Here is a 26,541-nt window from a genome sequence, read left to right on the forward strand (position 1 = left end):
CGCGTCCGTAAACGGCGGTCAAATCGCCGTAGCCGTCATAGTCGTAGCGCACCAGTTCCTTGCCGTTGAAGGTGACGGAGGTGAGGCGGTTAACGTAGAAACGTTCGTCTTCGGAAACGAAGACGTCCCGTTCTCCGGCCGGGTCGAAGTCGGGATCGTTGTCGTGCAGACGGATGGAGGAGAATACGGGCTGGAAGTGTCGGCCGCTGCCGTCGTAAATGCTGTGCGGCAGACCGTTGTCGTCGTAGCAGAGGCGGATATGGCGGCCGTTACGGTCAAGTTGGGCGACCAGTTGGAAAATGCCGCAGCCGGAATCGACTTCGGCGAACAGCAGCCGTACGCCGCCGTCGGGGGAGGCGATTTGGTAGAGGTCGTCTGAAATCTGTGAAAAGAAGATTTGTTCGTAAGGATCAAAATAGGCGTCATCCAGACCGTAGGGATCTTCTTCGGCGGAAGCAGGTCTTGGGGCAGCCTCTTCTTCATATAAATCGTCTTCATCGTCGTCGGCTGCGGAATAAGGCTCGTCCGCTTCGTCGCTGATATCCGGCAACGAAATTTCCCTGCCCTGCTCATCAATATAAAGGAAACCGTCGGCAGTCCGGACAAGACGCATGGAGAACGGCAGCGACCACCCCTGTCCCAGCCAGCCGTTGCCTATTTGGTCGGAATAGTAGCTGCGCTGCCAAACAAGGGGAAGCGGGGAATCGAAGGCAAAGTCGGTCTCGGTATCGTCAAATAGGACTTTGATACCGAGCACTGCGTTTACGGGGTTACCGATAGCAGCAGCTACCTTACAAGGAATACAGTGGCCATGACCCGAGGTAACTACCCCGCCATCGAAGCCCATGCCCATGCCGCCGCTAAAACCACTGACCATTTTACGGGAAGGCGGCTTGGGGCCCGGCTGACCGGGTATCATGGACGCAAGGGAAACCAGTTCGGATATAGCATCAACTGCATCGGCTGCAGCAGAATCAGGCGCAACTATGGAAAGGGCAGTGGAAGCAACATCGGCAACCATCTCTATCACATCCACCGGGCCGGCTGCATTGGTCAGCGGCTCAGGTGGATTAGCAGAGCCTTGAGACACCATGGCTGGTGCTTCAGGTTTGGGGATGAGAATACCGAAAGTATTACCGAAAGAGGCCATGGGTTTACTCCCTCCGTCGAGATTCTATTGATATTGAAATGGAAAACCTAAGTTGCTTACAGATTTACAAGTTTGGATCAAAATCGCTTTTGAATATATAGTGGATTAAATTTAAATCAGGACAAGGCGGTGAAGCCGCAGACAGTACAGATAGTACGGAACCGATTCACTTGGTGCTTCAGCACCTTAGAGAATCGTTCTCTTTGAGCTAAGGCGAGGTAACGCCGTCCTGGTTTAATTTAATCCACTATATTTTGAAAATAGCATGACACAACGCGAAGATTATAACAAACAACAAACTGCAAATAAATTGTAAAGTAAGACACTAAAATAATAAAAAATGTTCCACAAATACTTCATTATCATACAAATATTACTTTAGTTATTCTTTTAATAAGGAAAAAAATATATTAATACATAAACCAAAATTATGGTAAAGTATATATACGGTGGCTATGGCGGACATAACTCATAGCTAAGCATAATCGATACCTTAAGTAACTTTATCATTTGTTAATTTTACATTATGTGATTGTTATTTATGCAGCAAAGCGAAATCTACTTTTTCGGAAAACTAAATCAGTCTCGTGATTTTATTGTTTCTGAAAATCTCCAATCTAATGATAAAAACTTTTGGGATGGATGGTTTGATCGTTGCAACAACCAAGACAAACTCATTCCGTTTACCCGAAAGACGCTTTCTGTATCGCGGATTTGGCTGTTTTGCATTAAACTGCCTGATAGCATTACCTATATTGGGCTAACGGCACTCAGCTCAGACCAAACAGGTCGACAATATCCTTTTGTACTGTTCCAAAAACCTTATTCCCCTCCAGAACAGTTAAAATCTATTAATTTTTTCTCTCAAAACATAGATTTTTTTAACCAAACATTAATAAATGGTAAATGTATTATAACAAATTGTTTAGGTACACTTTATAAGTCTGACCATCCGTTACCCGAGCCTTTCCTTAATTTTTTATCTAAATCAGATAACATTGGCAGCTTTTGGCTGGACTGCGAAAGCGGTTACCATATAGAAAGAGACGGAGAGCCCACCTGCTCTCTGTTCAATAAAATATTTGGATTATAAATAGATGAATACATTTCCCTTATGGGCAGAACCTATTTCCGCCGACACCCCCGAAGGGGTAAATATTGAATACGACAGTCGCTTTTTAGAGCTTCAAAGCGCTGCAGAAGGGAAACCGGAAAGACAATATGGCGACACCATCATCCCTGCTGAAGAGCCTGATTGGGCAACAGTAGAGAAGCTGTGCAATCAATTGCTGGCTGAATCGAAAGACCTTCATGTTTTGTCCTATTACACACAGGCGCTCACTGCAAAACATGGCCTGGTTGGCTTTTGCGCCGGTTGTGAAGCCATCAAAACCAATGTGGATTTGTATTGGAAATCCCTATATCCCAAGCTCGAAGATGAAGACGGCGAACCCGACCCGTTTTATCGAATCAATGCGCTAAGTGCATTCACTACGCATGACGGCATCGCTAAAGAAGTATTTTCAGCCAAATTATTAGTAAACGGGCTGACCCAACAGCCTATTACCGTTAAAGAAGCAGTTTCTGTCTTGCAAGGCAATGACCCGCAAAGCTATCCGGGCGGCAAAGAACGTTTGATGCTCGATATCAGGGTAAGTGCCGATACCGGCAAACCGGAATTGATTGCCTTAATCCAGGCATTAGACCATCTGAAAGATATTCAAAACACTTTCTCGACCCAGCTGCAAGACGAACACTCACTCAATTTTGAAGTGATTCAAAAACCGCTTACCCTGATCCACAAAGCCATCAATTACAACGATGGAAGTACCCCGCAGCTGCAACAGGCTGAACAAACAGAACAACCCGCTGAAACGCCCGTTTCGACCGTTGCTCAAGAGCAATCAACCCTTCAAGAAGCGGATGCATGGCGTCGTCTGAATATCAAAAATCGGGCTGATGTCGATTTGGCTTTGGAAAAAATCTGCATTTACTTTGAAACGCTTGAACCCAGCCACCCTGCCCCGTTATTTATCCGCAGGGTACAGCGGCAAATGAATATGAACTTCTACGACATCATGAAAGATATCAGTCCTGAAAGTATTGCCAATCTGGAAGTTTTGATCGGGAAGCAGGACGAAGAAACGGGAACTTCCAACGAATAAGCTAGTCTATCCGCAATATTTAAAGTTCGTTTAAATAAACAACTTTTATCATTTAAAGGTCATTGAATATGTCACGAAACAAATCATCCGGACAAAAATTTATTGCCCGCAACCGGGCACCTCGCGTACAGATTGAGTACGATGTAGAACTTTACGGTTCTGAGAAAAAAATTGAGCTTCCATTCGTTATGGGTGTGATGGCCGATTTGGTCGGTAAACCCGTAGAGCCGTTACCTGAATTGGCCGAACGTAAATTTTTGGAAATTGATGTAGATAATTTCGATGAACGCATGAAGGCCCTCAAACCGCGTGTCGCATTTAATGTCAAAAACACGCTTACCGGGGAAGGCAACTTGAATGTAGAGCTTGAATTGGAAAGCATGGATGATTTCTCTCCGGCAGCAATAGCAAAAAAAGTAAATCCTTTAAACGAACTCCTACAAGCGCGTACAGAGCTTGCCAACCTGCTTTCATATATGGATGGTAAGAGCGGTGCTGAAGAATTAATCGGAAAAGTCTTGGGAGACAGCGAGCTGCTGAAAAGCCTTGCAGCCGCACCTAAAGCAACAACCAAAGACGAGCAGTAATTTCAGATGAAATCAATAAAGTGAGCGTGAATCATGACTGAAAAGCAATTAGACATCCAAGGGGACAGCGGCGCGAAAAGTGTGTTTGCTGCAAATGAATTTGAACAGCTGCTGCAAAAAGAATTCAAACCCAAAACTGAAGAAGCCAAAAGTGCTGTCAATAATGCTGTAGCGACACTGGCACAGCAAGCTTTGCAAAACGCCATTACTATTTCAGACGACACATATCAAACCATCGAAGCGATTATTGCAGAGATCGACAGAAAACTTTCCGAACAGATCAATTTGATTTTGCATCATGAAGATTTCCAAAAACTGGAAGGCGAATGGCGCGGCCTGCATCATTTGGTTACCAATACCGAAACCGATACTTTGTTGAAAATCAAAGTATTGCCCATCTCCAAAAAAGAAGTTGCCCGCAACTTAAAACGCTTCAAAGGCACCGCTTGGGACCAAAGCCCCCTATTCAAACGTATTTATGAAGAAGAATACGGCCAGTTTGGTGGCGAGCCTTTCGGCTGTTTGATTGGCGACTACTATTTTGATCACTCTGCACCCGATGTAGAAATGCTCAATAGTCTTGAAAAAATTGCCGCTGCCGCACACTGTCCGTTCATCGCCGGCGCATCCCCCAAACTGATGCAAATGGAATCTTGGCAAGAGTTAGCCAATCCTCGTGATTTGAGCAAAATTTTCCAAAATGCCGAATATGCCCCATGGCGCAGCCTGCGTGATTCCGAAGATTCGCGTTATATCGGTTTGGCCCTGCCACGTTTCTTATCCCGTCTGCCTTATGGTGCCACGACAAATCCTGTCGATGAGTTTGACTTCGAGGAAGAAACAGAAGGCGCGGATCACAATAAATACACATGGGCCAATGCGGCTTATGCAATGGCGGTAAATATTAACCGTTCATTTAAATATTATGGTTGGTGTACCTCTATCCGTGGCGTTGAGTCCGGCGGTATCGTTGAAAACCTTCCCTGCCACACATTCCCGACGGATGACGGCGGCGTGGATATGAAATGTCCAACCGAAATCGCCATCAGTGACCGCCGCGAGGCCGAATTGGCAGCATTGGGATTCATGCCGTTGATTCACCGTAAAAATACCGACTTGGCCGCGTTTATTGGTGCTCAATCGCTGCATAAACCGTCTGAATATTATGATCCGGATGCTACCGCCAACGCCCGTTTGTCTGCGCGTCTGCCTTACCTGTTTGCGTGCTGTCGTTTCGCGCACTATCTGAAATGTATCGTACGCGACAAAGTCGGTTCGTTCCGCGAGCGTGAAGACATGGAACGCTGGTTAAACGAATGGATTATGAATTATGTAGATGGAGACCCGATTAACTCCACTCAAGAAACAAAAGCCCGTAAACCGTTGGCCGCTGCTGAAGTGGTTGTGGAAGAAGTTGAAGACAATCCCGGATATTACACTTCCAAATTCTTCCTGCGTCCGCACTACCAACTCGAAGGCCTTACTGTTTCATTGCGCTTAGTTTCCAAACTGCCTTCGGCTAAACAGGAATAGTCGGGTTTGGTTTATTTAGGTGGGCATGCTCATGCCCTGTTGTTAAATCCCTTAATTTTTTTAACCTTTTAACAAGGAGAGTGAAAACATGGCTATTGATATGTTCATGAAAGTTGAAGGTGTTAACGGCGAATCAAAAGATTCCAACCACAAAGACTGGACCAACATCGAAAGTTTTGACTGGGGTGCCGAGCAACCCGGTTCGATGACCAGCGGTGGTGGCGGTGGTGCTGGTAAAGTCAATTTCAATGACTTGACCGTAGTTGCCGCTATTGATAAAGCCGCTCCGACCATTCTGAAAAACTGTGCTACCGGCCAACACTTGAGCAAAGTAGAAATTTCCGTATGCAAAGCCGGTGGCGAACAGATCGAATATTCGCGCACTACTTTGGAAGATGTCTTGGTAACCGGCGTGAAATTCATCGGTGTACAAGACAACGATGCGCTGAAAATGCGTTATTCCTTCCAAGCTGCCAAAGTGAAAAACCAATATTGGGAACAAACCGATAAAGGTTCTAAAGGCGCTGAAGTTCAAATGGCCTTCAACATCAAAGAAAACAAATCCGCATAACCACTATGCGCATTTAACTGCAGAAGCCTGGCTTAAAAGGCGTTTTAAGTCAGGCTTTATTACAATAAATTTACTTTTCAGACGACCTCCGTCCTCCTGAAAAGTTAATCGGGTTTCAACTATTACACCCTTTATACAAATAAATAAGGAGTTGCTGGGATGGATTTGAAGACTAAATTAACGGACATGATTGAGCTTGTACGTTCAAATCCTGACAATCAGGAACACCGTTTGGCATTGATTCAATACCTCTGTCTGAGTGCCAAATGGGAACAGGCTTTAAAGCAAATCGGGCAATACCAAAAACTGTTTCCCGATACTCAAAAGCCTCTGATGCTCTACCTTATTGAAAACATTTCTGCCGAAATGCGTCGTCAAGCAGTCTTGGAAACACAGCAAAAACCCAAAACTCTGGAACAGCACGCAAGCAAACTCGATATTCTTCAAAAACAACTCTCTTTAGTTGCTCATGTTGCAGAGAAAAAAAGCTCTGCCCTCACTGCCGACTACGAAGCCTTATCCGACTGTATCGACGGTACGCCGGCGCACATCACTTATCTTCTGGCAGATAAATCGGTTGCCGAAACCGACAGCAACTGGATTATGGATGGCGACGTACGTACTGCTTTTGTTTATGAATTCTTCTATCAAGGCCACTACTATTGGCAAACTTGGGACTCTATTGAAAGTATAGCTTTCAAAGCACCAAGCTCGTTGCTCGACATCATCTGGAGGTCGTCTGAAATCAAATTTACCGACGGCGAATGTATCCAATGTACCAGTCCTGCCCGCTATGCCGTTTTGCCGGATGCAGAAACCGAATGGTCGGATATGTTGATGAACTGTTCGCAAACAAACTGGATAGAAGTAGCTGAACAGCTCTTTACAGGCATGGGTCAAAAAAACCTGTATACCGACAGCCATGATTTTGGTCTCTTGGATATTCGCAATATTAAATTCGGACAACAGCGTTAAACCTTATCCATCCTCCGACTACCGCAATCAATCATGTCGCAATTCAGAAACCAACTGCTGCCTTCTTTGTTTGACAGACTGACAGATGAAGAGCCGCGCAAAAAAAAAGAGGCACGCCCCGATCAGGTCATCAATCTTGACCAATATCGGCAGGCAGTGCTGCGCGATATTCTTTACCTGCTGAATACCTGCAACATGCAAGCGGAAACCATGGAGAAAGATCTGCCTGTTAACGTGCGCTCGTCCACACTCAATTACGGCATTCCACCCCTGTCGGGAGTGAATTTCTCCGACATAGAATGGCAGGATGTAGAACAAAACATCAAACAAGCCATCATCGATTTCGAACCACGCCTTGAAAGCAAAACCCTGCAAGTTATCGTGAATACCGTAGACGATGATGACGATGCTTTACACAACAAACTTATTATTGAAGTCAAAGGTTACCTGAAACTCAATCCTTATCCCAAAGAGTTCCTGCTACGAACCAGTATGGATGTTGAGACCGGGTTGTTTGACTTGTTAGATGGGGGAAATAGGTCTTGAATAACAAATTATTGTCTTACTACAATAAAGAACTGACCTTCCTGAAGGAAATGGGCAGGGAATTTGCACAGCAATATCCCAAAATCGCCTCCCGATTGGCACTGGATACAACCGACATCCCCGACCCTTATGTCGAAAGGCTATTGGAAGGTGTAAGCTTTCTCACTGCCCGCACCCAACTCAAGCTGGATGCGGAATATCCCCGTTTCGTACAAAGAATCTTGGAAGTCGTTTACCCCGACTTCATCAATCAGAAACCGGCAGCAGCTATTGTCAATTTGGAACCTACCGGTCAATACAACGCCGACGTGATCAATCTACTGGAACGTGGCAGAGTATTGCGCTCATTACCCATCGACGAATTCAAGGTAAGTTGCCCGTTTTCCGTAACCAAAACCACTGAAATCCTACCTTTACGCATAGAAAAAGCCAAATATACCGATTCGCTCGGCTATTTACCAAGTACGCTTTCCGCGCTCAAGGCATCTGCCGGGAAAAAAGTGCAATCTGCCTTGCGTTTGGACTTCTCACTCAGCGTACCTGGCGCATGTTCGGAAATGTTGCCGGATGAATTGTCTGTGTTTTTAGGTACGGAACTTTCTAAGTCATCTGCACTGCTGTTTTTACTGGCCTCCGAATGCGTGGGCGTCGTTTGCCACAGTTATGAGAACCCCAAACAATGGTATTACCCGTTGTCCTCCAAACCGGAACATCGGGGATTTCGGGAAGATGAAGCCTTATCGTTTAATTTGGACAAATCCGTCAGCGCATTCCGGATTATGCAGGAATACGCGCGCCTGCCGGAAAAATTCCTGTTTGTCGCTCAAAAAGATATCAAACAGGCTGTCCGTCAGGCTGAGAATGACGGACATTTGCCCAAAGTACCCGAACATTTGGAAGAAATCGTAAACGATAAGGGTGTCAATAAAAAAATCATTACCTACCGCAAACGTTATTTCAGTCTTTCATTTTTATTCAGCAACAAAATACCTGAATTGACAGAATTGATCGGTGTAGAGGATTTTTCCGTCAATGCGGTGCCTGTGGTAAACCTTTTCAGAAAAAAAAGCTCCCGCTTCCCTGTAAACATCCAAGACCAGGAACACCACGTCATCATCGACCGTACACAACCTTTAAATTATGAAATCTACGCCATCGAACAAGTAAAAGGTTTTGACACCAACAACCGTCAAACTGTTGCATTTTCACCGATGTATAAAGCGCCGGATATGGGGCTCTTCCCCGAAGCCCAAACTCAGCATGCTTATTTTTCAGCACGGCGTGCAGACAGAGTCCCATCGGAAAATTCTGTCAAAAACGGCTTCCGTTCTTCCTACTTGGGCAGCGAAGTATTTTTGTCTCTTGCCGACAATCGGGATTACGCTTTCAATTCCGGCATACAGCATCTTTCCGTAGATGCCTGGTGTACCAGTAGGGATTTACCGCTGATGATGCCGCGTGACGGAGAGTCCGATTTCCTGATTGAAGGTTTCCTGCCGGTTAACTCTATTAAGCTGATTTCTAAGTTAACACGTCCTCAAGCGGCTGTGAGTGAGGATCGAACGCTTTGGTCGTTTTTAAACCAATTAAGCTTAAACTATCTGTCATTATTAAACATCGATCAGGAAGATGCACCCGTCACCTTAAAAGAGCTTTTAATGGTGTTTGTTTCTTCTGAAAATGATTTGCTGAAAAAACAGATTGAATCGATCACACGCATTGAGACCTCCATTGTGAACAAGGTAGTCCGTCATTACGGAGTTGCAGCACCTGTTCGAGGCATCAAAATCACGGTTACACTGGATGAAGCGCAATTGGGCGGTATCCATCCCTTCCTGTTCGGCTCGGTTTTGAACCATTACTTCCAACGTTTGGTGTCGATTAACTCATTCATACAGCTTCAAATTGACACGCTCCAACAAGGACATATGGCTACTTGGCCGACTGCTGTTGGAGAGAGGGTAATCGTATGAGTCCGGTTAACGCTCAAACAGATTTTGGCGACGCATTGGACGATACCTGGGATGAAAAACTGACGGGCTTTTTAAACAAAGTTGCCTCTCAGCCCTATAAATACGATTATTTTTCACTCTTGCGCCAGCTTGAGTCCGTCAAATTTGTTACCGGCGGGAAATTATTGGGTAAGGCCGTCAGCCCGAAAATGGAAAAAATAAGGATTCGCCAAGAGCCATCGCTTATTTTTGCTCCCCGCAACATCCAATCGGTTGCCTTATCGCCGCGTTATGTGGAAATTTCCATTAATGGATTCGGTTTGTTTGGCCCATCCGGCCCCCTGCCCCTGCATTTGACCGAATATGCCTATGAGCGTCAACACCAACACGGCGACCGGACATGGACCGGTTTTGCCAATATGTTGCAACACCGTCTGGCTGTCTTGTTCTATCGGGCATGGGCCAACGCTCAGAGCATTATTTCTTTAGATAAAAATGCTGAAGACCGTTTCGGGAAATATATCGCCAGCTTTAATGGGCTGGATACACCGGCCATACATAACAAAGGCTTAATCCACGAATTTGCCAAGCGTTATTTTGCCGGCCTGCTGATGAAGCAAAGCCGTTCGGCAGCCAATCTCCAGCAATTACTCAACCGTTATTTCAAAGTCCCCGTTACCATTCAAACCAATGTTGGGTATTGGGTTGAGGTTGCGGAAGAAAAAACACAAATCGGCATCATGGGTAACTATACGCTGGGAGATGGCCTGCTGCTGGGCGACAAGCTTTACGATGTTCAAAGCAAATTCCGCATTATTATCGGTCCGCTTACCCTACCCGCTTACCGATCATTCTTCAAAGACGGTATCAATACCACCCGCCTACGGGAGTGGGTAAGGTTGTTTGCCGCAGATGAATATGAATGGGATATACAGCCTGTTTTAATGCAAAAAGAAGTACCGCTCATGGACTTAGGCGGACAAACACAACTCGGCTTAACAACTTGGCTGGGGAATGTTTCCCGTGATGCCGAAGACTTGATCGTTAGCAACCATTAAACAGCTTTTTCAGACGACCCCTTTGTCGGGAAAAGCTTCTTTCAAACTATTTTTAGACATACTTGGAATAACTTAATTAAGGACACATCATGTCAAACATCAGCCGCAGCGTATTATTTGGCAAGTTGAATACCACCTTGTATAAAACTCTGGAAAATGCCTACACCTTCTGCCGTCTTCGTGAAAACAGCTACGTTGAGTTGGTTCACTGGCTTCATTCTCTGCTGCAAACCGATAAAACCGATATCTTCTGCCTGATAAACAGTTTTAATTTAGACGAAGCCAGAGTCCGAAAAGATGTATTGACAGCGGTTGAAAAACTTCCTGCCGGTTCTACTGCCGTTATCGATTTTTCCGAACATATCCAAACCCTTGTCGAGCAAACTTGGACATACAGCTCGCTCAAATTCGGTACCGACAAAATCCGTACTGCTCATATTTTCTACACCATGCTTGAAAATAAGACTTTGCAGAGCATTTTGGCCAATATTTCATCCGAATTCCTCAAAATCAAACCTGAAACATTGGCGAACAATATCATCGCTATTACTGCAAACTCTGAAGAAAATCTTGATGTTACCCAAAATGCCTTATCTTCGGAGCCTAACGCTACTCACAAAGAAAGTGCCTTGGCCAAATACGGCAGCAATCTCACTGAAAAAGCTAAAAATGGCGAAATAGATCCCCTGACAGGTCGCGATGCCGAAATCAGGCAAATGATTGACATCCTAATGCGCCGCCGTCAAAACAATCCGATTCTGACAGGCGAAGCTGGTGTCGGTAAGACAGCCGTCGTCGAAGCATTGGCATTACGTCTGGCGGCCGGAGATGTTCCGCCCGGATTGAAAGACGTTCAATTAATCCTGCTGGATATCGGTTTGCTCAAAGCCGGTGCCAGCGTCAGCGGAGAATTTGAATCACGCCTTAGAGCGGTTATGGACGAAGTGGAATCCAGCCCGACCCCAATTGTGCTCTTTATCGACGAAATCCATACCTTAATTGGCGCCGGCGGTGCAGCCGGTACAGGCGATGCAGCCAACCTGCTCAAACCTGCGCTCGCCCGAGGCAAACTGCGTACTATCGGTGCGACAACATGGGCAGAGTACAAAAAATACTTTGAGAAAGACCCTGCCCTGACCCGCCGTTTCCAAGTGGTGCAAGTGGATGAGCCCGACGAAAACAAAGCCATCAACATGCTTAGAGCATTAAACGCTTCTTTGGAAAAACACCATAACGTGATTATTCTCGATGAAGCAATTCAGGCAGCCGTAAAACTTTCCCATCGCTACATACCTGCACGCCAACTTCCCGATAAAGCTGTCGGTTTGATTGATACCGCTTGCGCGCGTGTTGCTGTCAGCCAGCATGCTGTTCCCGGCAGTATTGAATTTTTACGGAAGAAATCCGAGGCATTAAAACTTGAACAAGCAAATTTGGAACGTGAGAAAAAACTCAGTTTCGATTCTGAAACACGGATAACCAATATTGGCAAAGAATTAACTGAAGTCGAAGGTCGTCTGAAAAAATTAGAAGACAGATGGAAATCTGAAGCAGACTTGGTTACTGAGCTGTTAGAAGTACGTGAACAAATCATGCAAGCGGAAGAAGGAACGGCTGAGAAAGAAACCAAGCAGCTGCATACCCGCCAAAAAGAGTTGGTTAACAAACTGAAAAAACTGCAAGGCATCCAACCGCTGGTTATGCCCTTAGTGGACAGCCGCACCGTTGCTGACGTTGTAGCAGACTGGACAGGCATTCCCGTCGGCAAAATGATGAAAGATGAAGTTGAGGCGGTCTTGCAACTTGCCGATACTTTAAACAAACGTATCATTGGTCAACGTCACGGTTTGGATGCAATCGCCCGTCGTATCCAAACATCACGCGCGAATCTGGATAACCCCAACAAACCTATCGGTGTTTTCATGTTGGCAGGCCCTTCAGGCGTGGGTAAAACCGAAACAGCATTGGCTCTAGCCGATACATTGTACGGCGGTGAACAAAACGTAATTACCATCAATATGAGCGAATATCAGGAAGCTCATACCGTATCCACCCTAAAAGGTGCGCCTCCGGGCTATGTCGGTTATGGTGAAGGCGGTGTACTGACCGAAGCCGTGCGACGTAAACCTTATAGCGTCATCTTGCTTGATGAAGTAGAAAAAGCACATCCGGATGTGCATGAAATCTTTTTCCAAGTATTCGACAAAGGTTGGATGGAAGATGGTGAAGGCCGTTATATCGATTTCAAAAATACCATCATTATCCTGACTACTAATGTAGGTACGGATTTGATTATGGATATGTGTGATGACCCTGAAATGCTGCCTACTCCGGAAGGTTTAACCAAAGCCTTGCGTGCTCCCATGTTGAAAACTTTCCCTGCCGCACTACTAGGCCGCATGCAGGTGATTCCCTACTATCCGTTATCCGACGATATGCTCTCAAAAATTGTGGAATTGCAATTAGGTCGTATCGTAGACCGAATTAAAGATAACCACGGTATCGACCTTCACTACACGCCAGAAGTGCTCAAGCTGATTACTTCGCGCTGCACAGAAGTTGAGTCAGGTGGCCGCATGATTGATGCGATTCTGACCAATACAGTTTTACCGCAAATCAGTCGCGAACTGCTTACTTGTGCAACTCAAGGCAAACAAGTTTTAAGTGTAAATATTGATGCAAGTAACCATGACTTTACTTATCAATATAAATATAAACCTCGCAAGAAAAATACTTTATAATTTTAGAAAATATTAAAAAAATTTAGTCTTTCTAATTAATTATAACGAACCTATTTATTTCTCCAGTAGTCATATATTGCATGACTGATTGAAGTATTTGTTGTCAGACGTAATCAATATTGATGGACTTGAAGGCAATTTAAAATGCATAAACAACTAATAAAATATATATCATTCTTAATGATATCCTTAATGGTGAGCTCATGTGCTTCCGACCATAAACCGCCTAAAGAATCTGATGAGAGCGGAGAAAAAATTGATGTACAAATCATAGTTTCCCCTGATGCGAATCCTAATATAGTTGGCCAACCTTCTCCCATCAGATTGGATTTATATCAGTTGTCTTCTGACGGGGAGTTCAAAAAATCAAACTATTTTGAACTTACCAACAACGCCAAAGAAAATTTAGGTGATAAATTAATTCAGCAAAACCAATTCATGCTGCATCCCGATACGGTTACCATATTGCCAATCAAAATGGATTCCCACCTGAAATATCTAGGTGTAGTCGCAAGTTATCGAGATTTGGATAACAGTCAATGGCAATTGGTATTATTGAAGCAGAAGAAACGATGGTATCAATTTGGCAAACATTATTTCTATGTAAATGTCGGCAAAAATAAATTAACCCAGTTATCAAAGTCAGAAATGAAGGACTTGTTGAAAGAATATAAAGAACGACACCCTGACGATAAAAAAATTAAAGAAAATGGAAAAACTCGTAAATACGGCAATGACCTTAGTAAAGGCGTTTTCCGTGAAGAAAAATAATAACTAAAAGATTAAGGATAAAAGGCATGGCAATAGAAGCAAAAGTAGTTTGGTCGGAGGGTATCTTTATTACCCCTCAACATTTCCAACAATTTGAACGTTACCTTGAATCCGGTCTACGCCAATTAGCCGTTTCTCAAGAGGGTCATTTTTGGGGATTCTCTTCGCTGGTATTAAATTCAGACGGCCTCAAACGGGGGGTAATCGGTATTAATGAAGCAGAAGGTGTTTTTCCTGATGGTTCTGTATTTTTATTCTCTCAAAAACAGCTTGAAAATTTGAGTTTAAAAGTCCCTGCAAATATTAAAGACACCAAAATCTGCCTTGCCGTTACCCTGCCTTCTTCTGTAAATAATGAAATTTATTTCCCAGATCAGGACTCTTCAGACTCATGTCGCTACAAAGCCTTTAATAAAACTCTAGCAGACACTACAAATACTGAATTAGATGGTCGCCAAGTAACACTGGCAGATCTTAATCCGATGTTGGTTTTAGAAAATGACTTAACCAGTGGACAAACTGCCCTGCCCATTGCACTTATCCGATCCAGCTCTGCAGACTTTGAAATTATTTTAGATGAATCATATATCCCGCCTTGCCTCGGAAGCCAAAAACAACCACACCTGAAAGCTTATATTTCAGAAATTTATGGTTTATTGATGCAAAAAAGCAATAGTCTGGCCAATGCAGTGAACGATCCTAATACCGGCGGCTCTGTTGAAGTTATGGATTTCATGATGCTTCAAACCATTAATCGTTATTTGGCATATTTGCATCATGAAAATGAAGGGGCACGACAAACGCACCCTGAACAATTATTCATTAATTTATCCAAACTATGTGCTGATTTAATGACCTTCCTGCCTTCTCGCAAAGTAGGCGATATCCCTGTCTATGAGCATAATGACCTAGCCTCATGCTTTGGCAAATTGTTTTTCAATCTGCGTAAATCCTTATCCATCGTTCTTGAACAACGCGCGATTAGGATTCCGCTGGATATGCGTGATGAAGCCACTCGCGTTGCTCAAACACCAGATCAAAGCCTATTGGATAAAGCCTCGTTTGTCCTTGCTATCAAAGCCGATATGCCGAACGAAGCATTGCGCCAAAAAATTCCGAGCGTAGTAAAAATAGGTACTGTGGAGAAAGTAAAAGAATTGGTTGCTTACCATCTACCTGGAATCAGGGTTCATGCTTTATCTGTAGCGCCCCGAGAATTGCCATACCACAGCGGTTATGTCTATTTTGAATTGGACAAAAAGCACGAGCTGTGGGACATGTTTGATACTTCATCAGGCATGGCCTTCCATTTAGCCGGTAATTTTCCGAATTTAGATGTTGAATTTTGGGCAATCAAGTCTTTAAGTTAATTTGGTTCAATTTGGAATTTCATTATGGATAACCAGAATAATGCTGCTCACAGCACCGCAAATATTTATAACCCGTTGATTGAGGCGGCCAAACCGGTTTTTATCTTAGTCAATGCGATGCAGCAGACTACCAGTCAATTGTCTACGGACAGTTTAATCAACAAATTTTCTCTCTTAATCAATAATTTTGAAGAAAATGCTGAAAAAAATGGAGCAAGATACGACGCTATCCAAGCTGCAAAATACTGTCTATGTACATTCGTAGATGAATTGGCTGTTCGTGCAGGCTGGGCAGATGAAACCTGGTCAAAAAACAGTCTGTTGGTATCTTTTTATGACGAAACATGGGGCGGGGAACGTTTTTTTGAGATTATTCAAAATTTGAAACAGGATCCGGATAAAAATATTGATTTATTAGAGTTTATGTACTTGTGTTTGCAGTTTGGCTACAAAGGTAAATATCAAGTGTTGAATAGCGGCGAACTCGAAATCGACAAAATTAAAAGAGATTTGCTCGCCTTAATTCATAGTAAACGACCGGATCAAACTGCCGATCTTTTCAAACACAATCCAATAATCACAAATACTATCCAACGAAAACAAAGGCTTTCTATTCCTTTATGGGTTGTAGGTGTTTTAGGGGCAGTCGTCTTGGGGGTGGGCTATTTTGCAATGCAATGGTCTTTAGGTGATGACTTTGATGTCGCCAGTACAAAAGTTAACAATCTCAAACTCCCTTCTGTTACGGCTAAACAGAAAGAAACACAAAGTACTGTCCGACTACGTCCTTTATTGGAAAATGAAATTGCTAGAAAGCTAGTCTCTGTAGAAGACTTTCAAGATAGAAGTACAGTCACTATTTTGGGTGACGGTCTATTTGAGTCTGGTTCTGCACAAATTCAAGACCAATATTACCCTGTTTTGGCAAGAGTCAGCCAAGCTTTGGATAGCGTAGAAGGGCAAATCGTAGTGACCGGATATACTGACAATCAGCCCATTCAGAGCTTGAACTTCCCATCTAACTGGCATCTCTCTCAAGCTCGTGCAGATGCAGTAAAAGAAATTTTATTGAATTACATCAAAAATGGCGGAGCTCGTATTCGTTCAGAGGGACGTGGTTCGACCGATCCTGTTGCTCCAAATGATACTTTGGAAAATAGAGCCAAAAACCGAAGGGTTGAAATCACCCTATTCACAACTGGAACCGGCCCCAAACTGGGTAGTGCAGTAGAAGTAAAAACCAATACTTCCACTACTCAGCCAAGCAGTGATGTAAGTACACATCAATAATCTGAAATTGGATTGATACGGAAAAACAAATATGAAAAAAATTCTTTATTTTCTAGGCTCCCGTTCCCTATGGGTAATGCTGGGTATCACCGGTCTGATTATATTGGTATGGTTTATCGGTCCACTGATTTCCATAGGTGAAATCCGTCCTTTAGCAAACAAGACCATTCGCTTTGCCGTGTGTGCGGCCATTATCGGCATTTGGTTGGCTAAAGCCATATTTCGCCAATATCGTGAATCACGTCGAAACGCTGCCTTACTGAAGGAAATTCGTGCAGCACAAGAACCCATTTTAAAAAATGCAAGCGATGTCAGCTCAATGAGCCGTCAGTTTGCCGAAATGGATAAAGTACTGAAAAACGCAAAATTTTCCAGATCTAAAAATAGTTTATTGGCAAGATTGGAAGAGGGGCAATATCTTTATCAAATGCCGTGGTACGTTGTTTTAGGTGCTGCCGGTTCTGGTAAAACAACAGCATTAAAACGCTCTGGTCTCAACTTCCCTCTAGAAAGCACTCTAGGAACATCTGTAAGCGGCTTGGCAGGAACACGCGATTGCGATTGGTTTTTATCCGATGAAATCGTACTTCTCGATACTGCAGGCAGATTGTCTTTACATGACAACCACAGCAATAAAGACTCCAGCGACTGGGAGGAATTTGTATCCCTACTGAAGCGCTACCGCCCCAAACAACCTATCAACGGTGTAGTAGTTACCGTAGGAGTGGACGACCTTTTAGGCGGTAAAACCAATATTACCGAAATTTCTGCAGAACTTCGCAAAAGAATCCACGAAATGCATACCAAATTAGGTATACATTTCCCTGTTTATCTTATGATAACCAAACTGGATTTGCTGCATGGTTTTGACAAATTCTTCGATCATCTGACGGAAGAACAAAGAAACCAATATTTGGGTATTTCTCTTTCTGATACCGAAGGAATGGAAACTCCAATTGCCACTGCTTCCAATGCTTTATCGGAAGTTGTTGATAAACTGCGCTCTTCTATGTTGGGCACCATCCATCAATTGGAATCTTCTGAAGATAAAGCAGCGGCTTTTGCTTTTCCTGAAGAATTTGAACGTCTTAATCAGGCGGTGCTTTCCCTATTTAAAGAATTATCTAAATCTTCAAAATTTGAGCAACCTATCTCGTGGAGAGGTGTTTATTTCTCAAGTGGCACCCAAACGGGACAACATTTCAATCCCATCTTGGATGGCTTGCAAAACGATTTCCAATTATCGAAAAAATACTTGGATTCGGATCGAACCAAAACTCAAAACAACGAGCGAAGCTTTTTCCTGCACAGACTGTTCTCTGATGTCATCCTTAGTGAAGCAAACCTGGCAGGAGAAAATAAATCTTGGTTTGTCAAAAAACAAATGCTCTATTGGTTAGGCATTGGAGCTATTGTCACCATAGTCGCTGCCTGCTTAGCCATGATGCTGAACAGTTATTCGAATAATCGCTCATATCTTGAGCAGGTTGGCGATAAAGCAACCAAACTGGGTCAAGAGGCGAAGAAATACACAGAAGCCCCCGACCTACTTAAAGCAGTAACATTTGCAGAACATGTCAAAGATACAACCAGCAGTAGAGAGATTCCCGATCTGTCCTCCCCTCCCCTCAGCTATCGTATGGGCCTTTATCAAGGCGGACAAATGGAAGACGTTGGGGAATCTGCCTACCGGAGAATCCTTCAAGACAATGTGATGCCGTTAATCAGTTTTAAATTAGATGAACTTCTGCGTACAACCAGCGGCTCAGACGGCATCAATGGTTACAATGCTTTAAAAGCTTATCTGATGATGTACGACAAAGAACATTTTGATGCCGCTTTTATGCAAAATTGGCTGATGACTAATTTGTCTAAAGCAGAATCTTCAGGTATGAGTGAGCAACAGAAAAAATCTCTTGAGAAAGCTTTAAACCAAATACTCTCCAAACAAAGCATTACTCCCAGCGTACCCTATGATGAAGAATTGGTAGAACGCCGCAGGCAGGAAATTGCACAAAGAGATATTGCCACTATGGTACTGGAAGATACCATCAACACAGTCGCTATCTCAGGCAAAGAAGGAATCACACCTGTTTCTTTTTCAAGCATGGGCGGCGTACAAAGTCACTTATTGTTTCGTCGCAAAACCGGCGGAGCTTTAAAAGAACCGATTAACTTCATTTATACCAAAGAGGCTTACATTACCAAAGTCTTACCTACTATGGTCAAATCGGCAGAACAGTTTTTTAATGAAGACAACTGGGTATTGGGTAGTTATGCATCACAAAGCCAAAGCAAAGCTTCTGTTCTTTCAGATGCTCAAAGGCTTTATTTCGGCAATTACATCAAGGCATGGAATAACTATTTGTCTGATTTGTCATTGGTTACGCCCAAGTCATCTCGAGAAAGTATTCAGATTGCCAAGCTTCTATCAGAGAAAAATTCTCCTTTAGTCAATATCATCAAAGGTATCAGCGACAATACGACGCTTACCATTGATAAAAAGATAACGGATAAAGCAGACAGTAAAATTGCCGACTGGTTAAATAGAGCAGGACTATCAAAGCTCCTAGATGCTGAAGGAGAGGCTAATGTAAAAAATGAATTGTCTGCTTTAAAACTGGCCACTCCCGTTGATGATGCTTTTGCGGATTTCCATAGTTTAACTGAAACCACAAATGATCAACCTCCGGCTATTAACAGCGTTACTGAAGCCATTAATGATTTGTACGTTTATTTGGTTGCCGTTAATGTCGCAGTCGAAAAAGGGGTAGATTTGCCTCCTGATGATCCGTTTGTGAAATACAAAGCTGAAGTAAACCGTCTTCCTATGCCCTTCCGCCCAATGTTAGACAGCTTTTCTGAGATTATTTTGAAAAACACCGACAAAATTGTTGATGAAAAGCTCATGTCAACCTTGGAAAAACAGTTGGCAACCGTAACAAACAGTTGCCAAGAAATACACGAACAGGGTTACCCTTTTGACAGAGGTTCTGAAAACAATGTTGCCTTAGAAAGCTTCACCAACATATTTGGTCCAAACGGCATGTACAGCAAGTTTACCAATTTATCAGGTGAAGCCGCCGTATTGGCACGTTCAGAAAAACTGGAAACCTTGACTGCTAAAAACAGCGCATTTAAAGACCGTTTTTCCAGACTGAACAACATAGCGGCAATCCGACAAGGATATTTTGACAAAGGCTCGGAAACACCCACTTTTGACTTTACAGTCAAAGTCTTGATTCTTGACTCCAGCTTGGAAAGTGTGAATGTTTCTTATGCAGGGAAAAGCTATGTATACAGTCACGGTCCAGTCAATCCTGCAACCTTTACTTGGCCTTCAAAAGAAGAAAACGCCTTGGCAAAAATAGATATTTCCTCCCCTCAAATCAATAGTGCGGGTATCAGTTCAACCGGACCATGGTCAATATTCCGCCTGATTGAAAAAGGGAAAATCATTCGCCAGACAGGAAACACTACCGTTGTCGAATACAACATCCAAGGCAAAAACGTTGTACTTGAATTTACTACTTCCACAGCCTTCAATCCCTTTAATTTAAACAAATTAAGGAATTTTCAGTGCGTTTGATGGTCATAATGAGAATGTAAGCAGGTCGTCTGAAACCGCTCATTCCAACATGCTGCTGCCGCAACCCTATGCATGATTGAAAATAGAAAAACCGACACTCAAGCGAAATTGGTTTTTAATGTCAACAAGGAATTTCCCGAAATGAATAGAACAGTCGTTGCTCATACACCTTTGGGATCACAACTTTTATTCAAAAAAATGCTTGGAACAGAATTTGTTTCCAACCTTTTTGAATTTAATATTACTTTGGTTTCCAAAGATTCCAATTTACAAGGCAAGGATATTATCGGTCAGCCTATAACATTGGAAATTGACACAGAAGCAGGCAGCCCGCGCTATCTGAACGGTTTGGTTACCGACTTCGGTTACATTGGCGAAGATGAAGACGAAGAAGACTATCATGCCTACACCTGTACAGCCCGTCCGTTTATGTGGTATCTCACCCAAAATACGGACAGCAGGGTATTTGTCGACAAGTCCGTTCTGGATATTGCCAATGAAGTCTTGTCGCCGTTCGGCTTTCCCTTCCAGGTAAAATGCCAAAAAGGCTATCGTACCAGAGGATTTTGTGTCCAATATCAGGAAAACAGTTTTAATTTCCTAAACCGCCTGTTTGAACAGGAAGGTATCTACTATTATTTTACCCACAGCAACGGTTCGCACGAGCTCGTTATCGCTGATGATGTCGGTACTCTAGAAGCCATCCCTTCTCCCAACATTCCTTACCATTCCAAAAATACTGCGCCTGGTGCACCCAACATCGCCTATATCGATGTTTGGGAGGAACGTGATGCCTTGAAATCCAGTCAGTTCGTGACTCAAGAATACAACTATAAAAACGCCAAAGTCCCAATGAAATCTTCTGATTCGGTTCACGATTTCAGTTCTGTTCCTATGGAACATTATGATTTTTATACCGGCTTTAGCGATGTATCCGAAGCACAAAATTACAGTCAGGTACGCAGTGAAGATCTGAAAAGCCAAACCAAGATCATTACCGGTTCGGGTACTGCCTTGACAGTAGCTCCGGGTTATACGTTTACCCTGAGCAAACACCCGCATTCCTCATCCAATACCGAATACACCATTCTGAAAGCAGATTATGATTTTGAAGAAGCCGGCTATACTACCGGCGACCGTATCGGCAAATTCAGAATTTCGTTCCGCGTATTGCCCAAATCCTACCCATACCGCCCTCCCCTTAAAACGCCGAAACCCAAAGTATTGGGTACACAGGCGGCTACGGTAACAGGTCCTGCCGGAGAAGAGGTTTATACCAACGAGTATGGCGATATTAAAGTCCAATTCCATTGGGACCGCTACGGCAAAATGGATGAAAACAGCTCCAACTGGGTTCGGGTAACGCAAGGTTCTGCCGGAGCAGGATACGGCTCTATCAACACACCGCGTATCGGTGAAGAAGTGCTGGTTGACTTCATCAACGGCGATGCCGACCGGCCGATTGTATTAGGTCGTCTGTACAACAGCGCAATGTCGCCGCCATGGGGCTTTCCTGCCGCGGCCAAGCAGTCCGGTATCAAAAGCAAGAGTTTCAATTCGCCGTTGTCCAACTTCAACGAATTGATGTTCAACGATACTGCCGGTTCCGAGATGGTCAATTTCCAAGCGCAAAAAGACCTAACCTCCCTGGTTAAAAATAACGAAACCCGCAACGTCAACAACGACCGCACCACCACAATCGGTAACAACGAAACGGTTACGGTAGTAGGCGATCGGGCGAAAACCGTCCAAAAAAACGAAACGGCTTCGATTACCCAAAACCGCACAAAATCGGTGGGTCAAAACGAGACCTCCAGCATTACCCAAAACCAAAGCATTAGTGTGGGTGACAACCAAAGTACCAGCGTAGGTAAAGACCAAAGCGTCAATGTGGGTAAAAATCGCAGCCGTTCTGTTGGCTTGAACGAAAAAGTAGGCATAGGTCAGAGCCAAGCGTTGACTGTCGGACAAGATCAGAACGTTGCTGTCGGCAAAAACCAAGCGCTGACCGTCGGTGCAAACCGCAACAAGACCGTTGTTGCCAACGAAGTCAGCAGTATCGGCGGCAACAAACAGGAAACCGTCAGCCTGAACGGTATGAACAATGTCGGCATCGGACAGATGACCAACATCGGTGCCGGCTATATGCTGAACGTCGGGGCAGGCTGGATGACCAATGTCGTCGGTGCAGAAATGCATAGCGTCGGCTTGGTGATGGGGCTCAACGCCGGTATGAACATCGGCCTCAACGCAGGTCGAAACATCACCCTGTCCGCAGGCAAGAAAATTACCATACAAGTCGGTAGTTCCATGATTTTGATTGATAAAAACAAAATCAGCATCGTCAGCAAAACGATCAAGATCGTCGGCACCAAAGTAGTGGACATCGACGGCAAAAAAGTCGATATCAACTAGAGAAGATACGCCATGTTTGAGTTGCAGAACTTTACCTGCTTTCATACGCAGCAGTTTAAAAACATCGACCAAACAGATCGGGCTTATGATGTAGTCGTCGCCAAAGTCAGCTACGAGTTTGAAATTGACCCGGAAACAGGAAAAACGAAGCTTTCGTTTGCCCGTAAGCAAACGCCGCTCACGTTTGCCGATACCTATTACGGCGATCCTTCGCAAACCTCAACTCAGTTTGAAAGCGACTTCAGCCTCTACAAGCCCAAAACCGACTTGGTCGTCAATGCCACCGCCTATGCACCCGACGATGTCCCCTCTCGGCAATTTACCGTATCTGTAAGTATCGGCGATTACCAAAAAAGCCTGGCGCTTACGGGGGAACGTTACTGGGTGCGGGAGGCGGCAGGATGGTCTTTGAGCGAACCCGACCCCATCCTTTCCCTGCCTATCCGCTATGAGTTTGCCTTTGGCGGCAGCGCAGTCGAAGACGACCACACAGGCTATCAGCAGAACGCCATCGGTATCGGCTACTATCCGAAGGCCGAACTCAAAAAAAACGGGTTCAAGCGGACGCTGAAAGCGCATCAAATCTACGACCCCGCACACCCCGTGCGAGATCCGTCCGATAAAGCCGCGCCCGAAGGCTTCGGCTTTATGCCCCGTTATTTCGCACTGCGAGCCAAACATACCGGCACTGCCGATGCGCAATGGATAGCCAACCGCGCCCCGCTACTGCCTGAAGATTTTTCTATGGCTTATTGGAACGGCGCCCATCCCTCGTTGCAGCTTCCCCATCTGAAACCCAACCATATTTACGAACTGACCTTTACCGGCATGGTGCATTCCTTCCAAGCACCCAACCAACGATTTACCGTTGATTTGCCGGTAGAAACCGTGTTCGTCCACGCCCATACGGCAACCAACTCGTCACTGTGCAAAGATATGGTATTGGACACCATCCTCGTCGATGTAGAACAACGCCGCATCGATTGCAGCTACCGCACATCTTTTCCGGAGGAACTGGAAATTGCGGCATGCCAGCTCAGATTCATCGCCCGACACGAACGGGCAGACCAAATCGCAGCCGCCCAAGCTTGTCGGGATTCGCAGGATGAATTTATCCCAATCCCGCCATCTTTGGCAGCACACGTATAAACCACACATAGGTCGTCTGAAACCCTAAACCCTCATTCACCCAGCTTTCAGACGACCTCATCCCCAAGAAAGACGACAATATCATGAATGCGGAGGAACTTTATAAATATACCCATATAGGTTTCTCTGGACTATAGAGTAAGAAAGTAATGAGCATTATTTCAAAAACTCTATTTAGAAAAACTCTATTTAGAATGATTCCATGAAATCACTTTATATATCAAAAATTACCAGGTATTTTATATTGGATTCCCTATAGTTGATGCAAACCAAATACTCTGATTTTATAAGAAAAGATTGGAAAGAATTTTTCAATACACCAACTTACTTGATGAACATTACAATAAAAGATATTGAAAATGAACTTACTTCAATGATAAAAGACGGATTAATCTTAATTAAAGAAGGGTGGTGTTTCCTCACTCCTAAAGGAGCAAGTATTTGGGAAGATTTATTTCATGTAAACTGGGAAAATTTTTATCTGATAGAATATGAATTCAAAGGGGATGATTTTAATGATGAGATTTTAAATTTTTATTGTTATTCAAATAAAGTTCTAGAAAATTTTAAATCACAAATATACATAAAAGATATAATTAATGGGGGAGAATTAAATAAATGGCAACTATGCTATTGGAAAGACCTAGATACTGGATTTTTTCTTTCTCAAAAGATTACAGAACATAATAGACTTACGTCTAGTCTAGTATCAAATTGGGAATATAACTTACTTGACTGGAAGTATGATTTATCTGATTTACTCACTCCGTTAAATTAATAACTTACATAACCCGATAAAACATTAAGGTCGTCTGAAACCCTAAATTCTCACTCATCCATCTTTCAGACGACCCTATCCCCAACAGGAGCAAGCCGCCATGGCATTCAATAAAATCGCCCGTAAAGACAGCGACTTCTATGTAATCTGTACCCTCCCCGATTTCTGCTGGGCGCCCCCTCCCGCTCCTCCTGTTACACCGCCCATCCCCTTCCCGCTCTTCGCCGACTTGGGCAACGCCAAAACCGTTGCCAAAGATGTCCGCCTCAACCGCAAGCCCGCCTTCGTCTTTAAGGCCAGTAAAACCAACCGCACCACCGGTGACGAACCCGCCCTGCCGGGCCGCAAGGGTGTGCTTTCCCGCACCGCCACCAAACCCGCCTGGCCGATGATGCACTCCTCTTCGGTTAAAATCCGCAAGCGCCACATCATTCGCGCCGGCGATATGTTCCACATGAACAACAAATTCAAGAAGAAACTGCCGCCCAAACCCTGTATTTCCTGTAAAAATGCTGCTGGTGCCGGCCGCCCGGTCAATCCGATTCACGGGTTGAAGTTTTTGGAGAATGAAACCGACTTTGCCTTTGAAGGCATCCTGCCACTGGTTTGGAGCCGCAGCTATTATTCCGACCAAGACGGTACCGGCTGGCTCGGCGAGGGCTGGAGCGTACCCGGCTGCCAACGCATCATCCGCGATGCGGCGGGATTGGCCTATATCGACGATCAGGGTCGTTTGTTCCCGCTGCCGGAAGTCGATGAAGACGATGAAGAACCGGTCTTGTTCGAGAGCGAACAGATTTGGTTCAGCAAAAATCCGGACGGGCATTATGTCATTGCTTCGCTGGACGGTTCGATAGCGCTGCGTTTTGCGCCTTTGGTGGTGGCGGAAGACGGTTCGGACGAAGATTCCACCCTCTTCCCGCTGGTGGCGGTGGAAGACGCCAACGGCAACCATCAGCGTTTCGTCTATCATCCGCTGACCGGTCTGCCGCAATACGTCATCGACGGCAACGGCCGGGTGTTCTCGCTGAACTTCGGCAATGTGGCGGATGAACAGTCGCCTAAAATGCGGCTGCTTTCGGTGTCGCTGCTGGAGGGGTTGCCCGTCTTCGGCGAAACGGCCCGGGTCGGCAGTCCGCTGGTCCGCTACGAATACAACGGCAGCGGCGACTTGGTCCGCGTCATCGGCCGCGACGGCAACGTCAAACGCAGCTTCGGCTATAAAAACAATCTGATGGTGTCGCACACGGATGCGGCAGGGTTGGTATCGGAATACGAATACGACCATTACACCCCGACCGGCAAGGTGTTGCGCAACTGGACTTCTTTGGGCGAGGAATGGCGCTTTACCTATCACGACGGTTATACCGAGGTAACCGACGTATTGGGTCGTACCGAGCAATACCATTACGACTACAACAACGAGTTGACCAAACGGGTGTTTGCCGACGGCAGCGCCGTGTTGATGGAACGCGACGGTTTGGGCCGTCTGCTCAGCCACACCGATGCGATGGGGCGTGTTACCCGCTATCAGTACAGCAACGAGGGGCAGGTGGAGGCCATCGTCCGCCCCGACGGCGCCATCCTGCATTTCGACTATGACGACTGCTACCGCCTGATCCGTAAAAGCGATGCGGAAGGCCGTTATGACGGTTATACCTACGACGAAGCGGGCAACCTGCTGACCCATACCGACCCGCTGAAACATACCACCCGTTTCGAATACGCCGACAACGGCCTGTTGCTGTCGGTAACCGATCCGAACGGCAGCAGCACCGCCTATCACTACAATGAAAACCGCCAACCCGACCTCATTACCGACTGCTCCGGTTACGAAACCCGTCTGGCCTACACCCCCGAAGGACAGCTGGCGCGCATTACCGATGCGCTGGGACAGCACA

At 44.8% G+C, this 26,541-nt stretch carries 19 protein-coding genes; 18 read left to right on the forward strand and 1 reads right to left on the reverse strand.

The window, feature by feature from the left end; genetic code table 11:
• Positions 1-1,150: DUF6531 domain-containing protein (locus HMPREF3050_RS12765; RefSeq protein WP_246830281.1), on the reverse strand; the 1,150-nt coding region annotated here is incomplete at its 3' end.
• 541 nt (positions 1,151-1,691) lie between these two features.
• Between HMPREF3050_RS12765 and tagF the strand changes: the two genes are divergently transcribed.
• The 18 genes from tagF to HMPREF3050_RS12850 all read left to right on the forward strand — a co-directional run.
• Positions 1,692-2,243: a type VI secretion system-associated protein TagF gene (gene tagF, locus HMPREF3050_RS13970; RefSeq protein ID WP_094113413.1), complete on the forward strand. Its 552-nt coding sequence runs from the start codon at positions 1,692-1,694 to the stop codon at positions 2,241-2,243.
• Between the two features lie 4 nt (positions 2,244-2,247).
• Positions 2,248-3,315 carry a type VI secretion system protein TssA gene (gene tssA / locus HMPREF3050_RS12770; protein WP_070775054.1) on the forward strand — a complete coding sequence of 356 codons (1,068 nt, stop codon included), beginning with the start codon at positions 2,248-2,250 and terminating at the stop codon, positions 3,313-3,315.
• A 68-nt stretch (positions 3,316-3,383) separates the two neighbouring features.
• Complete coding sequence (tssB, locus tag HMPREF3050_RS12775) at positions 3,384-3,902, forward strand: type VI secretion system contractile sheath small subunit (RefSeq protein ID WP_070775056.1); 519 nt, start codon at positions 3,384-3,386, stop codon at positions 3,900-3,902.
• A gap of 33 nt (positions 3,903-3,935) precedes the next feature.
• A complete protein-coding gene (gene tssC, locus HMPREF3050_RS12780) occupies positions 3,936-5,435 on the forward strand; it encodes a type VI secretion system contractile sheath large subunit (protein ID WP_003761727.1) in 1,500 nt (499 codons plus the stop codon).
• 88 nt (positions 5,436-5,523) lie between these two features.
• A complete protein-coding gene (locus tag HMPREF3050_RS12785; RefSeq protein ID WP_003761730.1) occupies positions 5,524-6,006 on the forward strand; it encodes an Hcp family type VI secretion system effector in 483 nt (160 codons plus the stop codon).
• Between the two features lie 159 nt (positions 6,007-6,165).
• Positions 6,166-6,981 carry a type VI secretion system accessory protein TagJ gene (locus HMPREF3050_RS12790; RefSeq protein ID WP_070775057.1) on the forward strand — a complete coding sequence of 272 codons (816 nt, stop codon included), beginning with the start codon at positions 6,166-6,168 and terminating at the stop codon, positions 6,979-6,981.
• Between the two features lie 33 nt (positions 6,982-7,014).
• The gene (gene tssE, locus HMPREF3050_RS12795; protein WP_003761733.1) at positions 7,015-7,527 is read left to right on the forward strand and encodes a type VI secretion system baseplate subunit TssE; all 513 of its coding nucleotides are present in this window, start codon (positions 7,015-7,017) and stop codon (positions 7,525-7,527) included.
• A complete protein-coding gene (locus HMPREF3050_RS12800) occupies positions 7,524-9,500 on the forward strand; it encodes a type VI secretion system baseplate subunit TssF (RefSeq protein ID WP_070775059.1) in 1,977 nt (658 codons plus the stop codon). The genes tssE and HMPREF3050_RS12800 overlap by 4 nt, the downstream gene beginning before the upstream one ends.
• Positions 9,497-10,537, forward strand: a complete 1,041-nt coding sequence (tssG, locus tag HMPREF3050_RS12805; protein ID WP_003780324.1) for a type VI secretion system baseplate subunit TssG — start codon at positions 9,497-9,499, stop codon at positions 10,535-10,537. Before HMPREF3050_RS12800 ends, tssG begins: the two co-directional genes overlap by 4 nt.
• An 89-nt stretch (positions 10,538-10,626) precedes the next feature.
• Positions 10,627-13,278 (forward strand): type VI secretion system ATPase TssH, encoded by a 2,652-nt coding sequence (gene tssH, locus HMPREF3050_RS12810; protein ID WP_070775061.1) that lies wholly within the window; start codon positions 10,627-10,629, stop codon positions 13,276-13,278.
• 144 nt (positions 13,279-13,422) lie between these two features.
• Positions 13,423-14,049 carry a type VI secretion system lipoprotein TssJ gene (gene tssJ, locus HMPREF3050_RS12815; protein WP_070515429.1) on the forward strand — a complete coding sequence of 209 codons (627 nt, stop codon included), beginning with the start codon at positions 13,423-13,425 and terminating at the stop codon, positions 14,047-14,049.
• 26 nt (positions 14,050-14,075) lie between these two features.
• On the forward strand, positions 14,076-15,419 hold the full coding sequence (tssK, locus tag HMPREF3050_RS12820; protein ID WP_003761746.1) for a type VI secretion system baseplate subunit TssK: 1,344 nt from the start codon (positions 14,076-14,078) through the stop codon (positions 15,417-15,419).
• 24 nt (positions 15,420-15,443) lie between these two features.
• Complete coding sequence (gene tssL, locus HMPREF3050_RS12825; RefSeq protein WP_070775063.1) at positions 15,444-16,709, forward strand: type VI secretion system protein TssL, long form; 1,266 nt, start codon at positions 15,444-15,446, stop codon at positions 16,707-16,709.
• A 31-nt stretch (positions 16,710-16,740) separates the two neighbouring features.
• Positions 16,741-20,298, forward strand: a complete 3,558-nt coding sequence (gene tssM, locus HMPREF3050_RS12830; RefSeq protein ID WP_070775065.1) for a type VI secretion system membrane subunit TssM — start codon at positions 16,741-16,743, stop codon at positions 20,296-20,298.
• Between the two features lie 72 nt (positions 20,299-20,370).
• Positions 20,371-22,713, forward strand: coding sequence for a type VI secretion system Vgr family protein (tssI, locus tag HMPREF3050_RS12835; RefSeq protein WP_003780333.1), 2,343 nt, complete (start codon positions 20,371-20,373; stop codon positions 22,711-22,713).
• Positions 22,714-22,725: 12 nt separating this feature from the next.
• Complete coding sequence (locus tag HMPREF3050_RS12840; protein WP_070775067.1) at positions 22,726-23,862, forward strand: DUF2169 family type VI secretion system accessory protein; 1,137 nt, start codon at positions 22,726-22,728, stop codon at positions 23,860-23,862.
• A gap of 262 nt (positions 23,863-24,124) precedes the next feature.
• Positions 24,125-24,640, forward strand: coding sequence for a hypothetical protein (locus HMPREF3050_RS12845; RefSeq protein WP_141758457.1), 516 nt, complete (start codon positions 24,125-24,127; stop codon positions 24,638-24,640).
• Between the two features lie 100 nt (positions 24,641-24,740).
• Positions 24,741-26,541: PAAR-like domain-containing protein (locus HMPREF3050_RS12850; RefSeq protein ID WP_070775071.1), on the forward strand; the 1,801-nt coding region annotated here is incomplete at its 3' end.

Source organism: Neisseria sp. HMSC065D04 (assembly GCF_001815675.1).
Taxonomy (GTDB): Bacteria; Pseudomonadota; Gammaproteobacteria; order Burkholderiales; family Neisseriaceae; genus Neisseria.

Excerpts from the sequence above, each read along its gene's own strand:
- HMPREF3050_RS12840 (WP_070775067.1), top strand. The coding sequence starts at position 22,726 with ATGTTTGAGTTGCAGAACTTTACCTGCTTTCATACGCAGCAGTTTAAA.
- tssL (WP_070775063.1), top strand. The coding sequence starts at position 15,444 with ATGGATAACCAGAATAATGCTGCTCACAGCACCGCAAATATTTATAAC.
- tssJ (WP_070515429.1), top strand. The coding sequence starts at position 13,423 with ATGCATAAACAACTAATAAAATATATATCATTCTTAATGATATCCTTA.
- tssI (WP_003780333.1), top strand. The coding sequence starts at position 20,371 with ATGATTGAAAATAGAAAAACCGACACTCAAGCGAAATTGGTTTTTAAT.
- tssM (WP_070775065.1), top strand. The coding sequence starts at position 16,741 with ATGAAAAAAATTCTTTATTTTCTAGGCTCCCGTTCCCTATGGGTAATG.
- tssE (WP_003761733.1), top strand. The coding sequence starts at position 7,015 with ATGTCGCAATTCAGAAACCAACTGCTGCCTTCTTTGTTTGACAGACTG.
- HMPREF3050_RS12790 (WP_070775057.1), top strand. The coding sequence starts at position 6,166 with ATGGATTTGAAGACTAAATTAACGGACATGATTGAGCTTGTACGTTCA.
- tssH (WP_070775061.1), top strand. The coding sequence starts at position 10,627 with ATGTCAAACATCAGCCGCAGCGTATTATTTGGCAAGTTGAATACCACC.
- tssC (WP_003761727.1), top strand. The coding sequence starts at position 3,936 with ATGACTGAAAAGCAATTAGACATCCAAGGGGACAGCGGCGCGAAAAGT.
- tssK (WP_003761746.1), top strand. The coding sequence starts at position 14,076 with ATGGCAATAGAAGCAAAAGTAGTTTGGTCGGAGGGTATCTTTATTACC.
- tssB (WP_070775056.1), top strand. The coding sequence starts at position 3,384 with ATGTCACGAAACAAATCATCCGGACAAAAATTTATTGCCCGCAACCGG.
- HMPREF3050_RS12845 (WP_141758457.1), top strand. The coding sequence starts at position 24,125 with ATGCAAACCAAATACTCTGATTTTATAAGAAAAGATTGGAAAGAATTT.
- tssA (WP_070775054.1), top strand. The coding sequence starts at position 2,248 with ATGAATACATTTCCCTTATGGGCAGAACCTATTTCCGCCGACACCCCC.
- tagF (WP_094113413.1), top strand. The coding sequence starts at position 1,692 with ATGCAGCAAAGCGAAATCTACTTTTTCGGAAAACTAAATCAGTCTCGT.
- tssG (WP_003780324.1), top strand. The coding sequence starts at position 9,497 with ATGAGTCCGGTTAACGCTCAAACAGATTTTGGCGACGCATTGGACGAT.
- HMPREF3050_RS12785 (WP_003761730.1), top strand. The coding sequence starts at position 5,524 with ATGGCTATTGATATGTTCATGAAAGTTGAAGGTGTTAACGGCGAATCA.